Raw genomic sequence first — 20,989 nt, forward strand, 5'->3', positions numbered from 1 at the left:
AAATGATAAAAATGAAGAATATAACTATAAAGCTTGGGTTGCTATGTACAATGGCAGTCTCCGTTATTTCCTGTTCGGACTTTGAGGAAATAAACCAAAGTCCCACAGCAGCAACTGCGGAGCAGGTGCAAGTGGAGTACTTTATTAACAACTCCATAGTTGGTGCACAACAGAATCCTCACGTTGCTGAAAGAGCGTTTGTATTATACTGGAAGGCTGCTGGAAGACAAGATATGACCAATACGTTGCCAGTAGGTAGTTATAATGATGGTTGGTCAGGTGATTATTATAACGCTATATCAGACTGGTTGAAACATACCTATACCGCTATCCAAGTCGCTGATCAGCAGATTGAAGCGGGTACGGTAAAAGAGTATACTAATAACTTAAAACAAGTCGCTAGAATTTGGAGAGCCTATTTAATGAGCGAAATGTCCGATAACTTTGGACCAATGCCTATAAATGGTTTCCAAGGAGTGAATCCAGACTTTAACAGCGTGGAAGAGGTATACTCTTATATGTTAGATGAACTTAAAGATGCTGTGGCCGAATTGGATACAGATATTTCAGTTCCAGATAACGTGAGTAAATTAGATCCTGCTTACGGGTATAATTTTGCTAAGTGGCAAAAATATGCCAACTCTATGAGAATGCGTTTGGCAATGCGTCTATCAGAAGCAAATCCTTCTAAGGCACAAAATGAGTTTGAAGATGCAGCTGCTGGTAGTGTTTTTATCGCTACAAATGCGGATAACTTTAAGGTAGCTGAAAAAGGTGGTTGGGATGATCTTACTGGTGTAATGACTAGAGAGTGGAATCACCAGTGGTTGTCTTCTACCATGAATAACCTAATGATTGGTCTAGGAGGGGTATCTTCTTCTGATCAGTTACCAACAGATTTGCATTCACATATTAAGCCGGCGGGTTATATGGGGCTTAAATTTAACAATCACTTTACCAATTTGACGAATGATCCATCTGCAGGATTTTGGTTTGATGGTTTGCATGAAACCATCGATCCAAGAGCGTACGAGGCATTTATCATACCAGGTTACTTTGATAACCCAGAAATGAATACATATCCTTCTTGGGATGCTAACTTTACTTCAATTACAGAGAGAAGTTTAATTGTTGGAGCTAAAGATACCAAGGATAACGGGGAGACAGATGATATAAAAGTAGAAGCTGCGTTTACTTGGAATGCATTTTCACTAGGTAGTTGGGGAGATAAAGGTGGTAAAAATGAACTTAGAGGCTGGGGTGGAACACAACCTCGCTTGGCCAATAAATTTAGGAATGGTAGTTCTGAGCGTATATTCTTTGCTGCTTGGGAAACCCAATTTTTACTAGCTGAAGCTGCTGTAAGAGGTTGGAGCACTCCAGTGGGTGGACAAGCTGCTTATGAAGCTGGAATTGAGCAAAGTTTTGCATATTGGAATGTTACGCAGTTTTATGGTGATTATATTACCTCTCAGGATTACAACAGAGCAGGTACTTCTGTAAGTTGGAATCACACCGTTGAGCCTACTTCAGAGGCCATGACGTATGTTGATGGTTATTCTGGTGTTCCTGGCGTAACTACCTTTACTTATCCTAAAAATGACATATATGAAGGAGGAAGTGTAAAGAATGACTTGTTAACCAAGATTATTACCCAGAAATTCATCGCACAAACACCCTGGTTGCCATTGGAGACATGGAATGATCATAGAAGGTTAGGACTTCCATTCTTTGAAAACCCAGCAATAGAAAATGCATTGCCTAGTTTACCGGCAATTACGCAGTCCAATTACATGACAAATAGTGTGAATTTCTTTCCTCAGCGTTTGAAGTATCCATCTAGCCTGGAAAATAACGTTCCTGAAGGTTACCAACAGGCTGTTGGCCACTTAGGTGGATCTGATGATGTGTTTACGCCACTTTGGTGGGCAAAACAAAACTAATATTTAAACACTTTTAATAAAAAGGCCGTCCGAAAGGATGGCTTTTTTTTTATAATCCACAGTACACTTAGGCTAAATCTAATCCTTTACTGATATAGTTTCATCAATGTTGGCCCCCCTCTTAGTGGTACATTTATATGGTCGTCTATTTCAAAACCTTTGTGGGGAATCTGACAAATAAAATCTTCCTTTTTTTATTTGTTCCTAAACTCAATTACCTCCTCAGTTAAATTGCCAGATTTGATAGCAACATTCAAACCTAATTTCGCAAAATTAGCCCTTATTCAAACCTTAGTTTTTCTTAATAAATAGTTAATTGATTAGAGTCATTCATCGATATTAAGTGTAGTTAAACGTAAATAGTGGCGTTTAACTCTTATTTCTTCGTGAATTGATTAATTTTTTAAGATTAAATTAACAACTGGCTAGAGCTAATGGCTCACTTTAACTAACTTAAATATTTATTAGAATGAACAAAAGACTTCATTATTACTTAATGTTTTTCGCATTGCTCCTCATTCAGGTGAGCGTGGCGCAAAACATTCCCGTTACCGGTACGGTAACCGATGATTTAGGTGTTCCCCTCCCAGGGGTGAATGTGGTAGAAAGAGGTACAACAAACGGTACTTCCACTGATTTTGATGGAAACTATTCCATTAATGTGCCCGGTGCTGCAACGTTGGTATTCTCATCTTTAGGATTTACAACTAAAGAGATGGCTGTAGGGGGAAAAAAAGTAATCAATATAACGCTATCTGAAGATGCCGAGCAATTGGGCGAAGTAGTCGTTACAGCCTTGGGTATAAGAAGAGAGACCAAAGCTCTTGGATACGCTATGACGGAAGTTCAAGGTGAAGAATTGGCAAGAATCAATGTCGTTAACCCTGTTCAATCGTTGCAAGGAAAGGCTCCTGGTGTTAGTATCGGTTCTTCTGATGGGGGATTGTTTGGGAATTCCAAAATTCAAATACGTGGTGTATCAACGTTAAATTCAAGTAATAACCAACCCATATTTGTTATAGATGGTGTAATCCTAGAAAATGGGACATCTGGTGCAAGTGCTGACTGGAACAGTTCCTCTAATGATTATGGTAATATGCTTAAAAACCTTAATCCAGATGACTATAAGACCATTTCCATACTTAAGGGGGCGGCGGCAACTGCTTTATATGGGTCTAGAGGTATAAACGGGGTGGTATTAATTACTACCAAGGATGGATCTGGAACCAAAGGTATTGGGGTGACAGTAAGGCAATCAGTAGGTTTTGATATTGCTTATAAAGGGCCTGACTTGCAAAATGAGTACGGTCCAGGTACATTGGCAGGGTATGTAGATTATGGAGAGCAGGATGGTGATAATAATTATTACAATTGGGATACACAACAGTTTTATTATAATTCTGATGGTGTTCCATCGCTACGAAACCATGCGGGTGGAGGTCTTGGATATGGTCCCAAATTTGATGGTAGACTTATAGAAGATTACGATGGAACAATGGTTCCTTACGTAGCGCAAAAGAGTAATATGTTGGATGCTTATAGTACGGGTATTAACACGAATACTTCAGTGGCATTAAGCGGAGGAAATGAAAACGGAAATTTCTATCTCTCAGACTCCTATAATGACAGAACAGGAACTTTGCCTAACAACTCTTTCAAAAGAAATTCCTTGCTCTTTAGGGGGTCCTATAATCTGGCCTCTTGGTTACGTGCAAGTGCATCGGTTTCCTTTACAAATTCAAACTCCCATAACCCAAGAAATGATATTTCACAAGGTTTTTTTGATGGTACTTTTGAAAGAACCTATAATACATCAAAATATAAGCAAAACAAATATTGGCAAGCTTCCCATGGAGGTGTCCCCAATGCAAATTTTGGAGATGATTTTACAGATGTCCCCAATAGAGGTCTGTGGTTTGCTTATGAAAATGACAATAACTACAACAAAGAAACAGTCGTAAGGCCTATTGTTACCCTAGCAGCTGATGTTACCGACTGGTTAACGGTTACGGCAGAAGGAAATATGAATCACTTCACCACGGAGTTTGAAGCAAAAAACTTGGGTGGTGGTTTCGCCAATGAAGGTGGATCTTATGAATTAAGACATAACAAAGATGTTAGTAAAACGGGTAAATTAACTTTTAATTTTAATAAAGATATTAGTCCAGATCTTTCGGCAGGTTTGCTGCTTGGTGGTGAAATTTGGTCACATGAGCAGTCGTACACAAGTGGTTGGACCGATGGTGGGCTAATTGTTCCAGGTAGATTTTACTTGGGTAACTCTATTAGGACACAAAAGGGTTCTGGAGGTGTTTCAGATACTAAACAACTTAATTCTGCTTATTTCTTAGCCAACTTATCCTATAAAGAACAATTATATTTGGATATTACCGGTCGAAATGACTGGTCTTCCGCTTTAGTATATACTGATGGCTCAGGAAATAATTCTTATTTCTATCCTTCTGTTTCTGGTTCTTGGATTTTTAGTGAGACTATAGGAAAATCAGACTGGTTCACCTTTGGGAAATTACGTGCTTCTTGGGCACAAGTTGGTTCGGATACCAGTCCATATACCATCAACAGAGGTTATGGTCAAGGCAGTATAGATAACGGTGGTAGTTTTATTTACACCAATTCGGTCAATACCACTCTAGTAGATAGAAGTATTAAGCCCGAACTAAAAGATTCTTATGAGATTGGAGCAGATGTTCGGTTTTTTAATAATAGATTAGGTATAGATGTTGCCTATTATGATGAAACTATTTCCGAACAAATTGGAAATGTACCCCTACCTAGTGAATCGGGGTATAATAGTCTTCTTACCAATATAGGAACCCTGACCAATACAGGTCTTGAGTTATCCGTTACGGGAACTCCAATTAAAGCGAATAATTTTAGTTGGAATACAACCTTTAATTATTGGGACAATACTACTAAGATAGATAAGGTGCATCCAGATTTTGGAGAATATAAGAGCTTAGGTGGAGACATTTCTTATGGTAACTTCCGAGTTGGGTCTGTTGCTTTTGAAGGTGGTGAATATGGTGTATTATATTCCGATAGTGCACCTAAAAAGTTTGAGTCTTCTGATCCAAATCATCCGAATAATGGAAAGAAACAGTTGATTTGGGTAGATTCTAGACGAGGAGCTTATTTTGAGAGAAGTGGAAAGCCTGAAGAAGTTGGAAAAGCTCAGCCAGATTTTGAAGGGTCTTGGAATAATGAGTTTAATATTGGAAACTTTAATATGTCTATATTATTGGACGCTCGTTATGGAGGACACATGGCTTCCTACTCCAGCAGATATGGAACTGCTTATGGTTATACGGAAAGATCGTTACGTGGTAGAGACCCCGAACATGGTGGTGTAACCTGGACTTCTGGGTATAGCGATATCCAAGGCACCCAATTTAGTGACGGAATTATTCCTGACGGGGTATTTGCTGAAGGACAAACTGTTACCGCACCAAATGGCTCAACAGTGGATGTAGGTGGTATGACTTATCAAGAAGCTTTTGACGCAGGTCATGTGGAACCTACACATGCCAGTTATTATAATTATCGCCTAAATTCTTGGGGTAATGGAGTGGTAAACGACGACTGGTTTGCAGAGGTGAAATATATTGCTTTAAGGAATATATCTCTTGGGTATAATTTACCAAAAATGGCTGCAAATAAGATGGGAGCAAGGAATGTATATTTAGGGATAAATGCTAGAAATGTGGTCTACTTATATAACTCTTTGCCTAATAATATCAATCCAGAAAGTTTTAGGGGAACCACAAGCTCGGATTCATTCCGGGAGCGTTCATTTAGTCCATATATGGCGAGTTATACCTTTTCAATTGCTATAGACTTTTAATAATAAATAACTAAAAAGATGAAAGAAGCATATAAAATTATTTTAATTCTTTTGGCAGTTGTCATCACAGGATGCGATAAGGATGAATTTGCCGAATTGAACAGTGATCCATCTACTCTATCTGAACCGGATCTAAGATATTCTACCGCTCAGGTTATCAATAATATGTATACTAATGATTATACTAATTGGTTTTACACCAATTTTGATTATGTATACCCATGGACCCAGATAACAGGTACTGGAGTTGGTAATGCGGAAACATTCGTTGAAATGGCTGCTCAAGGTGGTTCTCAAAATGTATATGGCATTATCCCGAATGCCAAAGATATTAGGGCTAAGGTAGACGCGTTACCTCAGGAGGAGAAAGCTACTATGCGCGCTATTGTAGGGATCACCTATGCTGCCCAAATAGCAACGGCTTTAACACAAACAGATTTTACTGGATCTATGGTGTATATAGAAGCAGGTTTGGCGCCATATACTACGCCACCATTAATTACCCCGTCATACGATCAGCAAGCTATATTATTTGATACTTGGCTAGGCGAATTGGATGGTGCCATTGCAGATTTAACTGCAGCTGATCAATTTAACCTTGGATCACAAGATATTATTTATAATGGTGACTATGGCAAATGGGCAAAATACTGTAACCTATTAAAGTTGCGGATTGCTGCAAGGTTGATAAATGCGGATAGAAACCGGGCTTTAGGTATCGTTCAAGAAGTGGCTAATTCCCCTGCTGGTTTTATGAATTCATTGGATGAGGATTTTATATATAAAAGAGGAATTAATTACCGAGGAACTGGTAATGGTACTCAACCTGGTACAGGGAGCTTAAACCTTATAGACTTTTTAAGGGAAAATAAGGATCCACGGGTGCGATTCTTATTTGATAAAAATGACTTTAATGCCGAGGTGGTACAAGCATTTATTGATGCCGGAAAACCACTTCCAAGTTACGTAGAGCAATACGTTGTATTTGATGGAAGTGGTAACTTTGAAAGTTGGTCTGGCCCGGGAGAACCATGGGTAAGATATCATGGTGCTCCAGTTTCTCCAGATAAACAGCAAGACGGAGCCTTTGATGATTATTTTAAGCAGGCATCAAGAAATAGAATAAGCTTGAATGGAGTGGAAAAGAACTATACTTCAACTTCCTCTTTTGCTGAAAAAAATACTCGGACGGGATTCGATTTTACCTATCCCACAAGACCGGGAGGTAGGTTCATACAGCAGATAGGCAACCACCCTCCACTTGAGGTAATTCTAGGATCTTCAGCAGAGACGAATCTCTATTTAGCAGAATTTAAATTATTAGGGGCTAATGTTCCAGGAAGTGCCCAAGATTATTTTAATCGCGGTGTTGAATTATCAATTCAGCGAATGGATATTCTTGCCAAAAATTCGGGTACTTTTTATTATGAAAACGATCCGGTTTACCAAGATGAAGCCATGGCTGATATGGCGTCAACTAAATTAAAAGCTAATGAAATTGCTGCTTTGTTGGCACTGCCAGATTACGATCTTTCTACCAACGGTATAGAAAAGGTATATATTCAACAATATATAAACTTCGCTATAACTCCTAATGACACCTATACCACCGTAAGGCGTTCAGGTGTACCAATGCTAGGTAGTTCAATTTTAGCATGGGAACCCATACTTTCAGCAGGGACTCCATTAACAGTCCCAAGACGTTTTGAAATTGGTGCTCCTACAGAGGACAATGTTAATTTTGCGAATGTAAAGAAAGCTATCGAAGATCAAGGCTTTACGACTGGTACCAACGATCCAAATATTTTAAATGCCGAAAGACTTTGGTTCGATAAAAATAATCCTAATTATGGGGAAGGACCGAAGAATTAAGTTTTAATGATTACGTTTTAAACAAGGCTGTCCTTTTCGGGGCAGCCTTTTTAAATTTTTTCAATTTGCTTATCTCTATAATTTGTTTAAATTAACACTAAAATAAAAATGTTTAGATGGAGAAAATTGTTTAATCTAATCCTTTAAGTTCAGTAAAATAGTAATTGAGAGTCTAAAATTATAATACCCGAAAACCATGTCAACTTTCAAAGATCTTGCAGATTATCATCAATTGGTATCAGACCTTTTTCAATGGCCTAAAAATGCCAATGAATGGGAAGAGTACAAGTTAACAGATGATCAGATTGCCCATTATCGTGAATTTGGATATGTGTCGGGCATTAAAATGCTGGACGAGTGGCAAGTGGATGTGCTTCGGGAAGAGTTGAATCAGGTAATGGATCCTACTAATCCTGCCCATCATCTGTTCTACGAGTTTCACAGTAATGAATCCGAAGATCCCAATTCTGTTTTGTTCCATTCTTTAGGGCATTGGCGAATTTCGAAGGGGTTCCATGATATATTATGGAATCCCGCTTTTGTAATGGCCGCTCATCAACTTTTGGAGAACAAGGCAGTTCGTTTTTGGCACGATCAACTTTTTTGTAAACCTGCCCTGCATGGTGGGGTAGTCGCATGGCATCAGGATTATTCTTACTGGACCAGAACCGTGGCCATGCAGCACCTAACGTGTTGGACAGCTTTGGATGATGCGAACCTAAGTAATGGATGTCTTCATTATATTCCTAAAAGCCATAAATGGGGCTTGTTGAAAAAACCTGCTCTGGCTGGCGAGATGGATGGACTAAAACAATTTCTTTCTCCAGCACAAAAAAAAGCTTTTCAACCTGTACCTATAGAATTAAAAAGAGGGTATGCCACTTTTCATCACCCGTTAATGGTCCATGGCTCCTATGCCAACAAATCCGAAAGAAGTAGACGTGCCTTTGTGCTCAACGTTTTTGCAGACGGTACCTTAAGCAATACCGATGAGGAACTGCTACACGGTGTGCCTGCCATACCCAAGGGAGAAAAAATGCAGGGAAAATTCTTTCCCTTACTAAAATAGTGCTTCCTAAAGAAATACTGCAGTCCTAAGGCATTTTATAAAATGCTCCTTTCTTACAAAAAAAGTTTGTTATCTTGGAGAGATGTTAGTTGACCCTCAGTTGTAAGTCCGAGAGGTAGGGTGGGTTATAATTTTTAACGGTATGAAAGATAGAAAGACAAGACTCCGAAGCAGTGATTGGTTTGGCCGTAGTGGTAAGGATGGATTTATATATCGCGCTTGGATGAAAAACCAGGGAATCCCGGATTCTGAGTTTAATGGGAAACCGATTATAGGAATATGCAATACTTGGTCCGAACTGACGCCCTGTAATGGTCATTTTAGGGAATTGGCCGAATCAGTTAAAAAAGGAATATGGGAAGCAGGAGGTTTTCCAGTAGAATTTCCTGTAATGTCATTGGGTGAAACCCTAATGAAACCCACCGCCATGTTATATAGAAACTTGGCTAGCATGGATGTGGAGGAGAGTATAAGGGCAAACCCTTTAGATGGCGTTGTACTGTTGTGCGGATGTGATAAAACTACCCCTTCATTGGTTATGGGCGCATGTAGTGTAGATATTCCTACCATTGTGGTATCTGGTGGACCAATGTTGACAGGGAAATACCGAGGGAGAAATATTGGGACCAGCGATGTTTGGAGATATCATGATGATGTTAGAGAAGGTACGCTAGAAACTTCTGAACTGCGCAACATTGAAGCAGCTATGTGTAGGAGCGATGGGCATTGCGCCGTCATGGGTACTGCATCTTCTATGGCTTGTATGGTAGAGGCTCTTGGTCTTAGCTTGCCAGAAAATGCGGCTATCCCTGCTGCAGATGCTCGTAGAAAGGTGTTGGCACAGCTCTCTGGACGAAGGATTGTAGAAATGGTAAGTGACGATTTAAAACCATCAGATATTTTAACCATTAAAGCTTTTGAAAATGCGATTAAGGTTAATGCAGCTATTGGTGGCTCTACAAATTTTGTGATCCACCTTCTAGCGATTGCAGGAAGGGTAGGGGTGCCCCTAAAACTAGATGATTTTAATAGCCTCTCCAGGAATATTCCGCTACTTGCGAATTTACAGCCGTCCGGGAAACATTTTATGGAAGACCTCTTCTATGCAGGTGGTCTGCCAGCGGTTTTAAAAGAGCTTAAAAATAGTTTAAACAATGACAGTATTACCGTTAACGGAAAAACAGTAAGAGAAAATTATGAAAGTTCTGAGAATTACAACAGAGAGGTAATTGGTAGTATAGATAGACCGTTTAATAGTGCTACAGGCTTGGCAATCTTACACGGTAACCTTTGCGAAAATGGTGCAGTTATAAAACCATCTGCCGCCAGTGCTCATTTAATGGTGCATACTGGAAAGGCCGTCGTTTTCGAAAATATTGAGGATTATAAGGCTAGAATAGATACCGATAATCTGGAGGTTGATGAAAGTAGCATTTTGGTGCTAAAAAACGTTGGACCCAAAGGATATCCAGGAATGCCGGAAGTTGGTAATATGGGTTTGCCCAAAAAACTTCTGGAAAAAGGAATTAGGGATATGGTGCGTATTTCAGATGGACGTATGAGTGGAACTGGATTTGGTACCGTAGTCCTCCATGTTTCTCCGGAAGCTGCTATGGGAGGTAATTTTTCGGTTATTCAGAATGGTGATATCATTTCCCTTAATGTATATGAACGTAGCCTTCATCTAGCAGTTTCAGATGAGGACCTGGCATTACGTAAAAGCAATAAGACATTAAGTCCGCCATTAACGGAGAGAGGGTATGTTAACTTGTATATAAATCATGTAGAACAGGCACATCTAGGGGCCGATATGGATTTTTTAAAAGGTAAATCGGGAGCAGAGGTGCCTCGGGACTCCCATTAAAGTCAACTACTTCAGGGCAGGTCCATGGGGCAGGTGCGAAAAATACGGACAATAAATCACGCCGGCTCAAAAGTAACGGGCAGACAAGCGTTGTAGCATTCATATCTCACTTAGTGAGTAAAATATTAGGGTATGGATTTTAAGGAAATGGTAGCCATTGTAACAGGAGCAGGGCAGGGAATAGGATTGGAGATTAGCAAGCAATTGTTAGTGCATGGCGCTAAGGTAATCATAAACGATATTGATGGGGAATTGGCAGAAAAAGCTATTCTCTCTTTGGGTTCAAATGGAAACTGTACGGCGGTGGTAGGGGATTCTAGTAATATGGGCATTATCCAAGAAATGGTAGATAAGGCGGTCAATACCTATGGAAAACTAGATGTGGTAATACTAAATGCAGGAATTACCCATTTTGGAGATTTTTTCACCTATTCGCCGGAATCCTTTTTTAAGGTGATGGAAGTTAATTTGGGAGGGAGTTTTTTCTTGGCTCAGGCGGCGGCAAAACAAATGAAGGAGCAGGGAAAGGGAGGTGCCATCCTATTTATGTCTTCGGTAACGGGACATCAAGCACATAAGAATTTGGCCGCATACGGGATGAGTAAAGCAGCTTTGGAGATGTTGGCGAAAAATCTGGTGATCGAATTGTCGCCCTATAATATAAATGTCAATACAGTTGCTCCAGGAGCTACCTTAACAGAAAGGACTTTACAAGAAGAGAACTATTCTGAAACCTGGCAGGGATTAACTCCTATGGGTAGAGCGGCAAATGTTAGCGATATAGCGCAGGCCGTTTTATTTTTGGTATCGGATAATGCCAAACATATAACGGGTCAAACTCTTATCGTGGATGGAGGCTGGACTTCTTTAAGTCCATCACCCTATCAGAAATAAATCACTCTTAAATAAAAAAACATGAAATCAGTTGAGGTTGTTTGTGACCATATAAGCGAACTTGGTGAGGGCCCCATATGGGATGAGGCAAGAGGACTTATCTGTTGGGTAGATATTTTGAATGGGCATATCCATGAATGGGCAACTGAAAATAAAACTATGAACACCATAAATGTAGGCCAAATGATCGGTGCCATGGCGGTTACTGCCGATGGGAATTATGTGGCTGCTGTACACAACGGGTTCGTATTTATTGATCGGAAAACAGGAACACTAAATGTAATCGCAAATCCCGAAGAACACTTGCCTGAGAATAGATTTAATGACGGGAAATGCGATCCAGCAGGACGGTTTTGGGCAGGAACCATGCCACTTTCCGAAGATAAACCTTCAGGTAGCCTGTATGTGCTAAACAAAGATAGATCAATAGAAAAGAGGGAAAACAATGTTACTATTTCTAATGGATTGGCTTGGGATCTAAAGGAGAAGGCATTCTACTATATAGATACCCCTACTTTAGAAGTGGTGCAGTACAATTATGAAATGGCTACAGGGGCCATTGCAGACAAAAGAACGATCATCCGTATCCCAAAAGAAGCAGGTTTTCCAGACGGGATGACGATCGATAGTGAAGGAATGCTTTGGATAGCGCATTGGGGAGGATGGCAAGTGACTAGGTGGAATCCTAAAACAGGGAAACAATTAACCTCCTTTAAACTTCCTGTCTCCAATATTACCTCCTGTACTTTTGGGGGTGAGAAATTAAATGATCTTTATATTACTTCTGCAAGGAAGGGGCTTAATAATGAGAAATTAATGCAACAACCCTTGGCTGGCTCCCTATTTGTAATTCGTAATTGTGGCTATGTAGGCGTGGCTGCAAATAAGTTTATGGGCTAGATGAAAACACATCAATTAATTAAATATAGAAAAAGAGGTTGTTTGCAATCATTGAAATTGGGTGGTGTTCAGTATTTTATAGTTAAATGGATAAAAGTGCGTTAAAAATTCTTAGGAAATCAAAAAAGATGTGATATTTGTAAGAATTTTGGCGGCTAATCAAGGATGTCATAATCTCGAAGAATTTTAGAATATAAAAATTAAGGGATTGATAATTCGATAGGTTTTTAATCCTCCTTAATAAAGATTGAAAAAGATAGTTTGAAAGGGTGATAAAGGTGGAAAGAGCCTGATTTTAATAGATATTGTTATTCCCTGAATTGTGGGCTAACAAAATTGAATTAGGTGCCGAAGAATAGTAGATTCGGTATTCAAATGAATAATAAATAACTCTTAAATAAAATTTATGAAAGTTCGTGAACTGTTTATAGTTATCTCAGTGATCGTAATTGCTATTATTGCTGGTACTGCTTTTTTCTGGCCCCCTATTCTATGGACGTTATTGTTATTTGTTCCGTTGATTTTAATGGGTGTGTATGATATTTTTCAGAAAAAGCACACCATTAGAAGAAACTTCCCTCTTATTGGTAGATTCCGATATATGTTAGAGTCCGTAAGACCCGAGATCATGCAATATTTCGTGGAGACAGATACAGAAGGAAGACCTTTAAATAGAATATTGAGGTCGTTAATCTATAGAAGGGCTAAAAAACAAAATGATACAGAACCATTTGGTACCCAAATGGATCTCTATCACTCGGGTTATGAATGGATGGAACATTCCATGTATGCCAAGCATAATCCCAAGGAAATTGGGGAATTCCCAAGATTGATTATTGGGGGTAAAGATTGCTTGCAACCCTATTCTTCTAGCTTATTAAATATTTCTGCAATGAGTTTTGGTTCGTTGAGTAGAAATGCCATTCTAGCATTGAATCAAGGTGCCAAAATGGGGAATTTCGCCCATAATACAGGAGAGGGTGGTATAAGTGATTATCATTTAGAGCCAGGTGGAGACCTCATTTGGCAGATAGGTACTGGGTATTTTGGGTGCAGAAATGATGATGGCACTTTTAATGAGGAAACTTTCAGGGAGAATGCTTTACGGCCACAGGTGAAAATGATAGAGATAAAACTATCCCAAGGTGCTAAGCCTGGGCATGGAGGTATTCTGCCAGCCGCGAAGAACACCGAGGAAATTGCCCGAATTAGGCACATTCAACCTCATGTAGCTGTACATTCACCACCGGCGCATAGCGCGTTTGCCGATCCCATTCAGTTTATGCATTTTATTAAAAAATTACGCGATCTTTCCGATGGTAAGCCTATTGGATTTAAGCTGTGTATTGGCAGGAAACAGGAGTTTATGGATTTCTGTGAGGCCATGGTTTATACTGGGATTACTCCAGACTTTATCACGGTAGACGGTGGTGAAGGAGGGACTGGTGCCGCTCCGGTTGAGTTTTCCAATAGTATGGGAATGCCGTTGAGGGAAGGTCTTGTATTTGTACACGATACCTTAGTAGGTTTTGCCTTAAGGAAAGAGATAAAAGTAATTGTTGCAGGAAAGATAATTACTGGCTTTAGTATGGCGCGTGCGATTGCTTTAGGTGCCGATGGTTGTAATAGTGCCCGTGCGATGATGTTGTCTATTGGCTGTATCCAAGCTTTGAAATGTAATACAAATACTTGCCCCGTAGGGGTAGCCACGCAGAATAAATCCTTGGAGAAGGGATTGGTTGTGGCAGATAAGGCACCTAGAGTAAGGAATTATCATGAAGCAACAATTCATAGTTTCTTGGAATTGGTTGCAGCTGCCGGTTTGGATGGCCCTTATGAGCTAAGTCGTGAGCATATAAGTAAAAGAATAGGTATGTATAATGTGCGTACGTATGATGAGATATATCCTTATATGGAAGAAGGTTCCTTATTGAAAATTGACACTATTCCAGAGCACTATAAAAGGTACTATAAATTAACGAGAATAATGAAATAATGTTGGTTAGGATTGTCTATTAACGGTAGCCTATAAACATCATCTTATATTAACTTTAAGCTTCCATCCAAGGTTCATTACTGCTAGGATGGAAGTTTTCGGTTTTTAGTATCTGCCTTCCTCAGATTAATTTATTTGCAATCTAGTTTTTTCTTTTTTAATCCTTAATTTTAATCCAATAGGAGAGTTTATTAGGTAATAATTAATACGAAGATGGGGTTATGGGCAAGAATCTAAAAATAGGTACGATTAAAATATTGACAGTAGTAGGATTGCTTTTGGGGCTAGTGGTAATATTTGTGGGGTTTAATGGAAAAGGAACAGCCGTTACAAGAACTAATACTCCATTTGAAATTGTGCAGAAATGGGAGCTACCTTCTGTATTGCGCGAGATATCGGCAATTTCATGGTTGGGTAATGACAAAATTGCCGCCGTGCAGGATGAGGAGGGAATTATTTTTATATATGACCTGCAAAAGAGCAAAATAGTGGATGAAGTTAAATTTGCTGGTCCCGGAGATTATGAGGGCTTGGCGGTCCATGGTGAAGATGCCTATGTGCTTCGTAGTGATGGAACTATATTTGAAGTGAAGAAGTTTAAAGAGCCCCTGCCTAATGTTTTTGTTCACAACACCTTCTTCTCAACTAAGAACAATATGGAAACGTTAGTTTTCGATAAGGAACGCAATAGCCTTTTATTACTGCCTAAAGACCGTTCCATGAAATCTGAAAACTATAAAGGGATCTATGCTTTTTCCTTGGATACTTATGATATTGCTTCGGATCCTATCTTGAAAATATACTTGGATGATGACAAGCTAACCCCTTTTATTCAAAAACAAAAATATAAAACTTTTAGACCTTCAGGTATGGCTATACATCCTGATACTGGTGAGCTATATATCTTGGAAGCGACTAGACCAAAATTAATGATTATGAAGGATAATGGCGAAATTAAAGGAGTTTATCCATTGGATAGTCGCCAATTTCCTCAGCCAGAGGGAATTGATTTTAGTGATGATGGAGCGCTCTATATAGCTACTGAAGGGAAAAAGAAGGCTTATGGAGTGATTTATAAAGTGGATTTAAAATAGGTTGAAAACCTATGAAATTAGTATAGTTCATTTTCTACGGATACCTCTTTAATTTTAAACAATTGTTAGACTCCTTTTAAATATCCTGCTTGTACTAGAACTTCTGTAATGATAGCAATGTAGGGATGACCATTAATGCAATAAATAAGACTCAAACTCCGCGGACCATTTGGAGCACCTTCCCACTGCTGGGGTGAGAGTGGCAAAGACATCTAGGCGTCGTAGAATATGAGAATCATTTTCGGTTAGTTTCCCTAATTTTAGGGTGACAGGAAGAATTAATATCTCAATTTCCTTACTGACAGTCAATTCCAATTTGGCGAAGCCCATATATTTATCTTTTCTACCCTGAGTTATAGGAATCACTTTGGTATCTTTCCAATTTGCCATGACCACAGGGACATCTAATGGGCCATGTATATCATAAATGATAACATCCAAAATATACGCCATTTCTAATTTAATATCAATTTTATGAAAGGTGATTTTCACCTCTACGTCAATGTCGCTCTCATTATCGCCTACATCTATATATTCAGGGACATTTTTGATTTCAACCGAATTTATTTGTGCCATAATCTATGTTGTTAGGTGCTATTGAACAGTGAATGGAACTTGGGTTTTGTATTTCTTTGGTCCAATGTTCCGATAAAAAGATAATTGCCTAGTGAAAAGCCTCTAAATTAAAAACCTGATAGCTTTAATTTAGCTATGATAAACGGAGGGAAATATAATCACAGCTCTATAAGCAATTTTAATCCCTTGTTAATTAGCGGTGTATTATAAATATACGTTTAACTCTAAAGAAGTTATAGGATTATAAGGATTATTTATAGCTAATTCTTTAAAAAAGTATTTGGGTTAACTCAATCGAGGAGCTTAGTTATTGTAAAATTTATGCCTACATTTGGCCCTTGTAAGTTCTTAATATTCTTCATCAACCGGAAAAGGTTTTACTTAATTGTAAGTAATAGGGAATCGTGTGAAAATCACGGACTGTCGCGCAACTGTAAGTAATACACCAAAAGCTTTCATCCAAGAGAATCCACTGCATTAGCGGGAAGGACGATGAAAGTTGTTACAAGTCAGGAGACCTGCCTATTCCGAATTGACAATGCTTTCGCGATTGAAGTTTTAGTCGAATGGGAACGTATTTAACAAGGTTACTATCTTATAATTACGAAGGTGGCCCTTTGTTTTTCTAACGTCACTTATTTCATCAAATTTCTTATCCAATAAAGTTATTGCGAAGTTCCGAAAAAAGAGCTTTTAACGAAGTGTTATTTTAGTTTAAATAGTTAAAAGAAGCGGCTATAAAATAATTTTGCTATCCGCGAATTGGTAGTAAAAGTTGAAAAAAAAAGAATAAATCAGATTAATGGATTAAGTCCATTCTAAGGGAAAAAAAGTAAGGTGTTTTGCCTGATCCTAAAGAGTTTCATGCAAAAGGTCAGCTATTCTTCTTGTAGGAGAGATGCATTTTTAACAAGGATAGAAGACGTATTTATAGTCGCATCAGTTGTGAGCGTTTATAATATACCCACTAAATTCAAGATGTTGATAACCCTGTGGACAATCAAATAACAGAATATATAAACGTAAGCAATAAAGGGAGACCTTTATAGTCTAACATGATTTTAGATTTTTAAATATTTAATACACATGGAAATTACCTCAATTGTAAAAAGAGGCTTTGCGACAGAATCGTTTGATTTAAAGAAGATTAGCAATGCCACATTAAAAGCTATGACAGCTGTAAAGCATGGAGATGCTGTAGATGCAGAACGCATAACCACTAAAGTACATGCTTTTCTTTTAGAGCGAAAAGAGCAGGATAAGGATTATATACCCACAGTTGAGGAGGTGCAAGATCTTGTTGAAACGAAACTAATGGAAAATGGTTTCTTTGATGTGGCCAAAGCGTATATTCTATATAGGAACGAACAAGCAAAAAAGCGTAAGAGCAATATATTTGAGAAGCGCATCAATTTAAAACCCTACGAATATCCGGATCTTTATGAATATGTTCCGGCAATTAGGCATTCCTATTGGATCCATAGCGAATTTAATTTTACAAGTGATATTCAAGATTTTAAGGCCTTGCTTTCCGATACAGAGCGTAGTGCAATAAAAAACACCATGTTGGCAATTTCTCAGATAGAAGTAGCTGTGAAAAGCTTTTGGGGTGATATTTACCATAGGATGCCTAAGCCAGAAATTGGTTCTGTGGGGGCAACATTTGCGGAAAGTGAGGTGCGGCACCATGATGCATATTCACATTTACTAGAGATTTTAGGTTTAAACGAAGAGTTTAAAAATCTAAAAAAGAAACCTGCAATCATGAAGCGAGTGCAGTATCTCGAGTCCGCACTTAAAAACGCAAAAAGTGAGGATAATAAGGAATATGCCGAATCTGTTTTACTTTTTTCTCTGTTTATAGAACATGTTTCGCTATTCTCCCAGTTTCTAATTATCATGGCCTTCAATAAGCATAAAAACATGTTGAAAGGGATATCCAATGTAGTTGAAGCTACTTCTAAAGAAGAGCAGATCCATGGGGATTTTGGTATTGATATTATAAAAATCATTAAGGCTGAGAACCCAGATTGGTTCGATGAAGATTTCCAACTAATGATTCAACACATGTGTAGTGAGTCTTTTGAGGCAGAGAGCAAGATTGTAGATTGGATCTTTGAGGAAGGAGAATTAGATTTTTTACCGAAAAAAGTGGTAAACGAATTTATTAAGGACCGATTTAATAGATCGCTAGAAAGTATCGGGATTAATAAAATATTTGAAATAGATCAAACCCTTTTAGCAGAGACAGAGTGGTTTGATGATGAAATTATAGGCACCAAACACGGAGATTTCTTCGTAAAGAGATCTATAAATTATAGCAAAAGAACCCAAAGTATAACCAGTGATGACCTTTTTTAAAATGAACGACAATAAATTAACTTTAGATCCCGAAGTCCAGAACAATAATGAGGCAGATTTGCTTGTAGATTCAAGAAAAGAAGCGCTTGGGAAGAACAAGCAAAACGCGAGTAAAAGCTTTGAGTGGTTAACGGAGCACAGCAGAAATTTCTTATCCATGGGCTATTTGTCTAATGGAATGAGTGCTGAAGAGCGAATTCGTGAAATTGCGGATAGAGCAGAAGAGATACTTCAGATTCCTGGATTCTCCGATAAATTTTACGGATATATGTCTGAAGGTTTTTATTCATTAGCTTCTCCGGTGTGGTCAAATTTTGGGAAGAAAAGAGGATTGCCTATAAGTTGTTTTGGTTCTCATATAGACGATGATATGGGGAATATATTGTATACCCAATCGGAAGTGGGGATGATGTCCAAGCTAGGAGGGGGTACTTCTGGATATTTTGGCAAGATCCGTCATCGTGGTGCAGAAGTTAAAAATAATGGTCAGGCATCCGGGGCCGTTCATATTATGCAGCTTTTTGAATCTATGGTAGACGTAGTGAGCCAAGGATCTGTAAGACGTGGTCGTTTTTCACCCTACTTGCCAGTAGAGCATCCAGATATCATGGAGTTTTTGGAAATCGGTACAGAAGGAAACCCTATCCAAGAGCTTACTCATGGAGTTACTGTAACCGATAAATGGATGCAAGAGATGATAGATGGAGATACGGATAAGAGAACCATTTGGGCAAAAGTATTGCAGAGAAGAGGAGAAATGGGGTATCCTTATATTTTCTTCAAAGACCATGCTAATAATGGAGCAGCAGATGTATATCGAAATGAAAACCATACGATCTATGCAAGTAATCTGTGCACGGAAATTATGTTGCCTTCTAATGACGAGTGGTCGTTTGTATGTGTGCTGTCTTCGGTGAACTTATTGCACTATGATAAATGGAAAGATACCGATGCTGTTGAAACGATGGTTTATTTTCTGGATGCAGTAATTACAGAATTTATAGATAAATTAGAAGCCTTTAGAGATTCCGAAGAAAGAGAAGATAGGCAAACATTCCTTTTTATGGAGCGTGCCTATAATTTTGCAAAGGAAAATAGGGCTTTAGGCCTAGGGGTATTGGGATGGCATTCATTGTTGCAGTCTAAAATGCTGCCATTTAACAGTCAGGAAGCTTATAACCTAAATAGTGAGATCTTTAAGCTAGTTAAGGAAAAATCGTATGCAGCTTCAGGTGAATTGGCTGTTAAATTTGGGGAGCCAAAAGTACTTAAGGGATATGGTAGACGTAATGCTACTTTAAATGCTATAGCGCCAACAACGTCGTCTGCGTTTATTCTTGGACAGGTCTCTCAAGGGATAGAACCTATTTGGTCCAATATATATGTTAAGGACATAGCTAAGATAAAAACCACTATAAAAAACACGTATTTAGAAGCTTTGTTGGAAGAGAAAGGGAAAAATACCCAGGAAGTATGGCGCAGTATACGGGATTTTGATGGCTCTGTTCAGCATTTAGATTTCTTAACAGAGTTGGAAAAAGATGTATTTAAAACGTATTCCGAAATTGATCAAATGGATATAATATACCAAGCGGCCAATCGTCAGAACCATATTGACCAAGGTCAGTCGGTGAACATTATTGTTCACCCGGATATGCCCGTTAAGGATATTAATAAAATTCATGTTACAGCGTGGAAATTAGGTCTAAAATCGCTGTATTATCAGCATAGTATGAATGCCGCCCAGAAATTTAGGCAGAAAAAGGATTGTGCAAGTTGTGAGGCATAAATTATCTTACTTACCTTTTTAATTTGTAAAACCTCGGGAAAATACGCTCGAGGTTTTATTTATTAGGGAAATTTAATTGTATTAATTAACATCTGAAATCACGGAATGTGAATTTTCAACAATTACTCTAATAATCTCGTCAAATTCTATTGCTGAAGTGTAAATATGATCTAATAATTCTTTTTTCTCTTCCTCTGGTACTATCTCATCTTTAATAAGGTAGATCAGTCCCATAAATCTTGCCAATGGAGCCCTCACGACGTGAGACTGTGTCCAAGCGATATCCTTAAGTTTTTTATTTTGTGTTTCTACATTGAGGGCATGTTCTTTTAACTCTTGATTTAGCTGTCTTAAAGATTCTTCATATCGCCTGCGGAGGGTAATTTCTGCCATAGACCCAACCATCCTAATTGCTTTACCCTCTTTATTTCGTATTACCGTTCCCTTGTCCCATAAAGGGGCATACTCTCCCGTATTTTTTAAGTATCTGTATTCTGATTCCCATCTTGTTGTTTTCGGATTATCCATAGCCGAACAATTTCCCATAGAATTTGGGGCTTTTGGAACTGTTTTCGTTAGCTAGAACAAGTACGCCCTTAACCTTATTATTATGTATTAACGAAATACCCAATAAAGCTTGTTGGCAAAAGGTATCAACTGCTGGGTCTGTTTTAAAGGTTGCTTTCTGGTCTATACTATCCCAAACTACAATTGCTTGATCTTTTGCAAACCATATTCGGAAGGCCTTCGCCATATTTTAAAAATAGTT

At 38.5% G+C, this 20,989-nt stretch carries 14 protein-coding genes and 1 riboswitch; of the genes, 11 read left to right on the top strand and 3 right to left on the bottom strand.

All coding sequences use genetic code 11. The features are described from left to right. Positions 1 to 11 precede the first annotated feature (11 nt). The 9 genes from G466_RS0101375 (at position 12) to G466_RS21245 (ending at position 15,494) form a co-directional block, all read left to right on the top strand. Positions 12 to 1,943 carry a SusD/RagB family nutrient-binding outer membrane lipoprotein gene (locus G466_RS0101375; RefSeq protein ID WP_026812025.1) on the top strand — a complete coding sequence of 644 codons (1,932 nt, stop codon included), beginning with the start codon at positions 12 to 14 and terminating at the stop codon, positions 1,941 to 1,943. 469 nt (positions 1,944 to 2,412) lie between these two features. Further along, entirely contained in the window at positions 2,413 to 5,805 is a 3,393-nt protein-coding gene (locus G466_RS0101380; protein WP_026812026.1) for a SusC/RagA family TonB-linked outer membrane protein, read from the top strand. An 18-nt stretch (positions 5,806 to 5,823) separates the two neighbouring features. Then, the gene (locus G466_RS0101385) at positions 5,824 to 7,677 is read left to right on the top strand and encodes a SusD/RagB family nutrient-binding outer membrane lipoprotein (RefSeq protein WP_026812027.1); all 1,854 of its coding nucleotides are present in this window, start codon (positions 5,824 to 5,826) and stop codon (positions 7,675 to 7,677) included. Positions 7,678 to 7,873: 196 nt separating this feature from the next. Beyond that, positions 7,874 to 8,746, top strand: coding sequence for a phytanoyl-CoA dioxygenase family protein (locus tag G466_RS0101390; RefSeq protein ID WP_026812028.1), 873 nt, complete (start codon positions 7,874 to 7,876; stop codon positions 8,744 to 8,746). A 142-nt stretch (positions 8,747 to 8,888) separates the two neighbouring features. Further along, entirely contained in the window at positions 8,889 to 10,610 is a 1,722-nt protein-coding gene (locus G466_RS0101395) for an IlvD/Edd family dehydratase (protein ID WP_026812029.1), read from the top strand. A gap of 132 nt (positions 10,611 to 10,742) precedes the next feature. Continuing rightward, a complete protein-coding gene (locus tag G466_RS0101400) occupies positions 10,743 to 11,504 on the top strand; it encodes an SDR family NAD(P)-dependent oxidoreductase (protein WP_026812030.1) in 762 nt (253 codons plus the stop codon). A 21-nt stretch (positions 11,505 to 11,525) separates the two neighbouring features. Beyond that, on the top strand, positions 11,526 to 12,404 hold the full coding sequence (locus tag G466_RS0101405) for an SMP-30/gluconolactonase/LRE family protein (protein ID WP_026812031.1): 879 nt from the start codon (positions 11,526 to 11,528) through the stop codon (positions 12,402 to 12,404). A gap of 406 nt (positions 12,405 to 12,810) precedes the next feature. Next, positions 12,811 to 14,400, top strand: a complete 1,590-nt coding sequence (locus tag G466_RS21240; protein WP_034234366.1) for an FMN-binding glutamate synthase family protein — start codon at positions 12,811 to 12,813, stop codon at positions 14,398 to 14,400. A gap of 221 nt (positions 14,401 to 14,621) precedes the next feature. Next, the gene (locus G466_RS21245) at positions 14,622 to 15,494 is read left to right on the top strand and encodes an SdiA-regulated domain-containing protein (protein ID WP_051315486.1); all 873 of its coding nucleotides are present in this window, start codon (positions 14,622 to 14,624) and stop codon (positions 15,492 to 15,494) included. Between the two features lie 132 nt (positions 15,495 to 15,626). On the opposite strand, the gene G466_RS0101420 is transcribed toward G466_RS21245, so the two are convergent. Next, positions 15,627 to 16,070: a hypothetical protein gene (locus G466_RS0101420; RefSeq protein WP_026812032.1), complete on the bottom strand. Its 444-nt coding sequence runs from the start codon at positions 16,068 to 16,070 to the stop codon at positions 15,627 to 15,629. 355 nt (positions 16,071 to 16,425) lie between these two features. Further along, positions 16,426 to 16,610: riboswitch (cobalamin riboswitch) on the top strand. A gap of 546 nt (positions 16,611 to 17,156) precedes the next feature. Between G466_RS0101420 and G466_RS0101425 the strand changes: the two genes are divergently transcribed. Then, positions 17,157 to 18,431, top strand: coding sequence for a ribonucleotide-diphosphate reductase subunit beta (locus G466_RS0101425; RefSeq protein ID WP_026812033.1), 1,275 nt, complete (start codon positions 17,157 to 17,159; stop codon positions 18,429 to 18,431). Between the two features lies 1 nt (position 18,432). Further along, a complete protein-coding gene (locus G466_RS0101430; protein WP_026812034.1) occupies positions 18,433 to 20,220 on the top strand; it encodes a ribonucleoside-diphosphate reductase subunit alpha in 1,788 nt (595 codons plus the stop codon). 81 nt (positions 20,221 to 20,301) lie between these two features. Here G466_RS0101430 and G466_RS0101435 read toward each other — a convergent pair whose 3' ends face one another. Beyond that, positions 20,302 to 20,748 (bottom strand): PAS domain-containing protein, encoded by a 447-nt coding sequence (locus tag G466_RS0101435; protein ID WP_026812035.1) that lies wholly within the window; start codon positions 20,746 to 20,748, stop codon positions 20,302 to 20,304. Continuing rightward, on the bottom strand, positions 20,741 to 20,974 hold the full coding sequence (locus G466_RS0101440; protein ID WP_026812036.1) for a hypothetical protein: 234 nt from the start codon (positions 20,972 to 20,974) through the stop codon (positions 20,741 to 20,743). The genes G466_RS0101435 and G466_RS0101440 overlap by 8 nt, the downstream gene beginning before the upstream one ends. Between the last annotated feature and the right edge of the window lie 15 nt (positions 20,975 to 20,989).

This window comes from Arenibacter certesii DSM 19833, assembly GCF_000429545.1.
Lineage (GTDB): Bacteria > Bacteroidota > Bacteroidia > Flavobacteriales > Flavobacteriaceae > Arenibacter > Arenibacter certesii.

What these genes read in the sequence shown, in the direction of transcription:
- G466_RS0101375 (WP_026812025.1), top strand. Translation starts at nt 12, where the DNA reads ATGAAGAATATAACTATAAAGCTTGGGTTGCTATGTACAATGGCAGTC.
- G466_RS0101380 (WP_026812026.1), top strand. Translation starts at nt 2,413, where the DNA reads ATGAACAAAAGACTTCATTATTACTTAATGTTTTTCGCATTGCTCCTC.
- G466_RS0101385 (WP_026812027.1), top strand. Translation starts at nt 5,824, where the DNA reads ATGAAAGAAGCATATAAAATTATTTTAATTCTTTTGGCAGTTGTCATC.
- G466_RS0101390 (WP_026812028.1), top strand. Translation starts at nt 7,874, where the DNA reads ATGTCAACTTTCAAAGATCTTGCAGATTATCATCAATTGGTATCAGAC.
- G466_RS0101395 (WP_026812029.1), top strand. Translation starts at nt 8,889, where the DNA reads ATGAAAGATAGAAAGACAAGACTCCGAAGCAGTGATTGGTTTGGCCGT.
- G466_RS0101400 (WP_026812030.1), top strand. Translation starts at nt 10,743, where the DNA reads ATGGATTTTAAGGAAATGGTAGCCATTGTAACAGGAGCAGGGCAGGGA.
- G466_RS0101405 (WP_026812031.1), top strand. Translation starts at nt 11,526, where the DNA reads ATGAAATCAGTTGAGGTTGTTTGTGACCATATAAGCGAACTTGGTGAG.
- G466_RS21240 (WP_034234366.1), top strand. Translation starts at nt 12,811, where the DNA reads ATGAAAGTTCGTGAACTGTTTATAGTTATCTCAGTGATCGTAATTGCT.
- G466_RS21245 (WP_051315486.1), top strand. Translation starts at nt 14,622, where the DNA reads ATGGGCAAGAATCTAAAAATAGGTACGATTAAAATATTGACAGTAGTA.
- G466_RS0101420 (WP_026812032.1), bottom strand. Translation starts at nt 16,070, where the DNA reads ATGGCACAAATAAATTCGGTTGAAATCAAAAATGTCCCTGAATATATA.
- G466_RS0101425 (WP_026812033.1), top strand. Translation starts at nt 17,157, where the DNA reads ATGGAAATTACCTCAATTGTAAAAAGAGGCTTTGCGACAGAATCGTTT.
- G466_RS0101430 (WP_026812034.1), top strand. Translation starts at nt 18,433, where the DNA reads ATGAACGACAATAAATTAACTTTAGATCCCGAAGTCCAGAACAATAAT.
- G466_RS0101435 (WP_026812035.1), bottom strand. Translation starts at nt 20,748, where the DNA reads ATGGATAATCCGAAAACAACAAGATGGGAATCAGAATACAGATACTTA.
- G466_RS0101440 (WP_026812036.1), bottom strand. Translation starts at nt 20,974, where the DNA reads ATGGCGAAGGCCTTCCGAATATGGTTTGCAAAAGATCAAGCAATTGTA.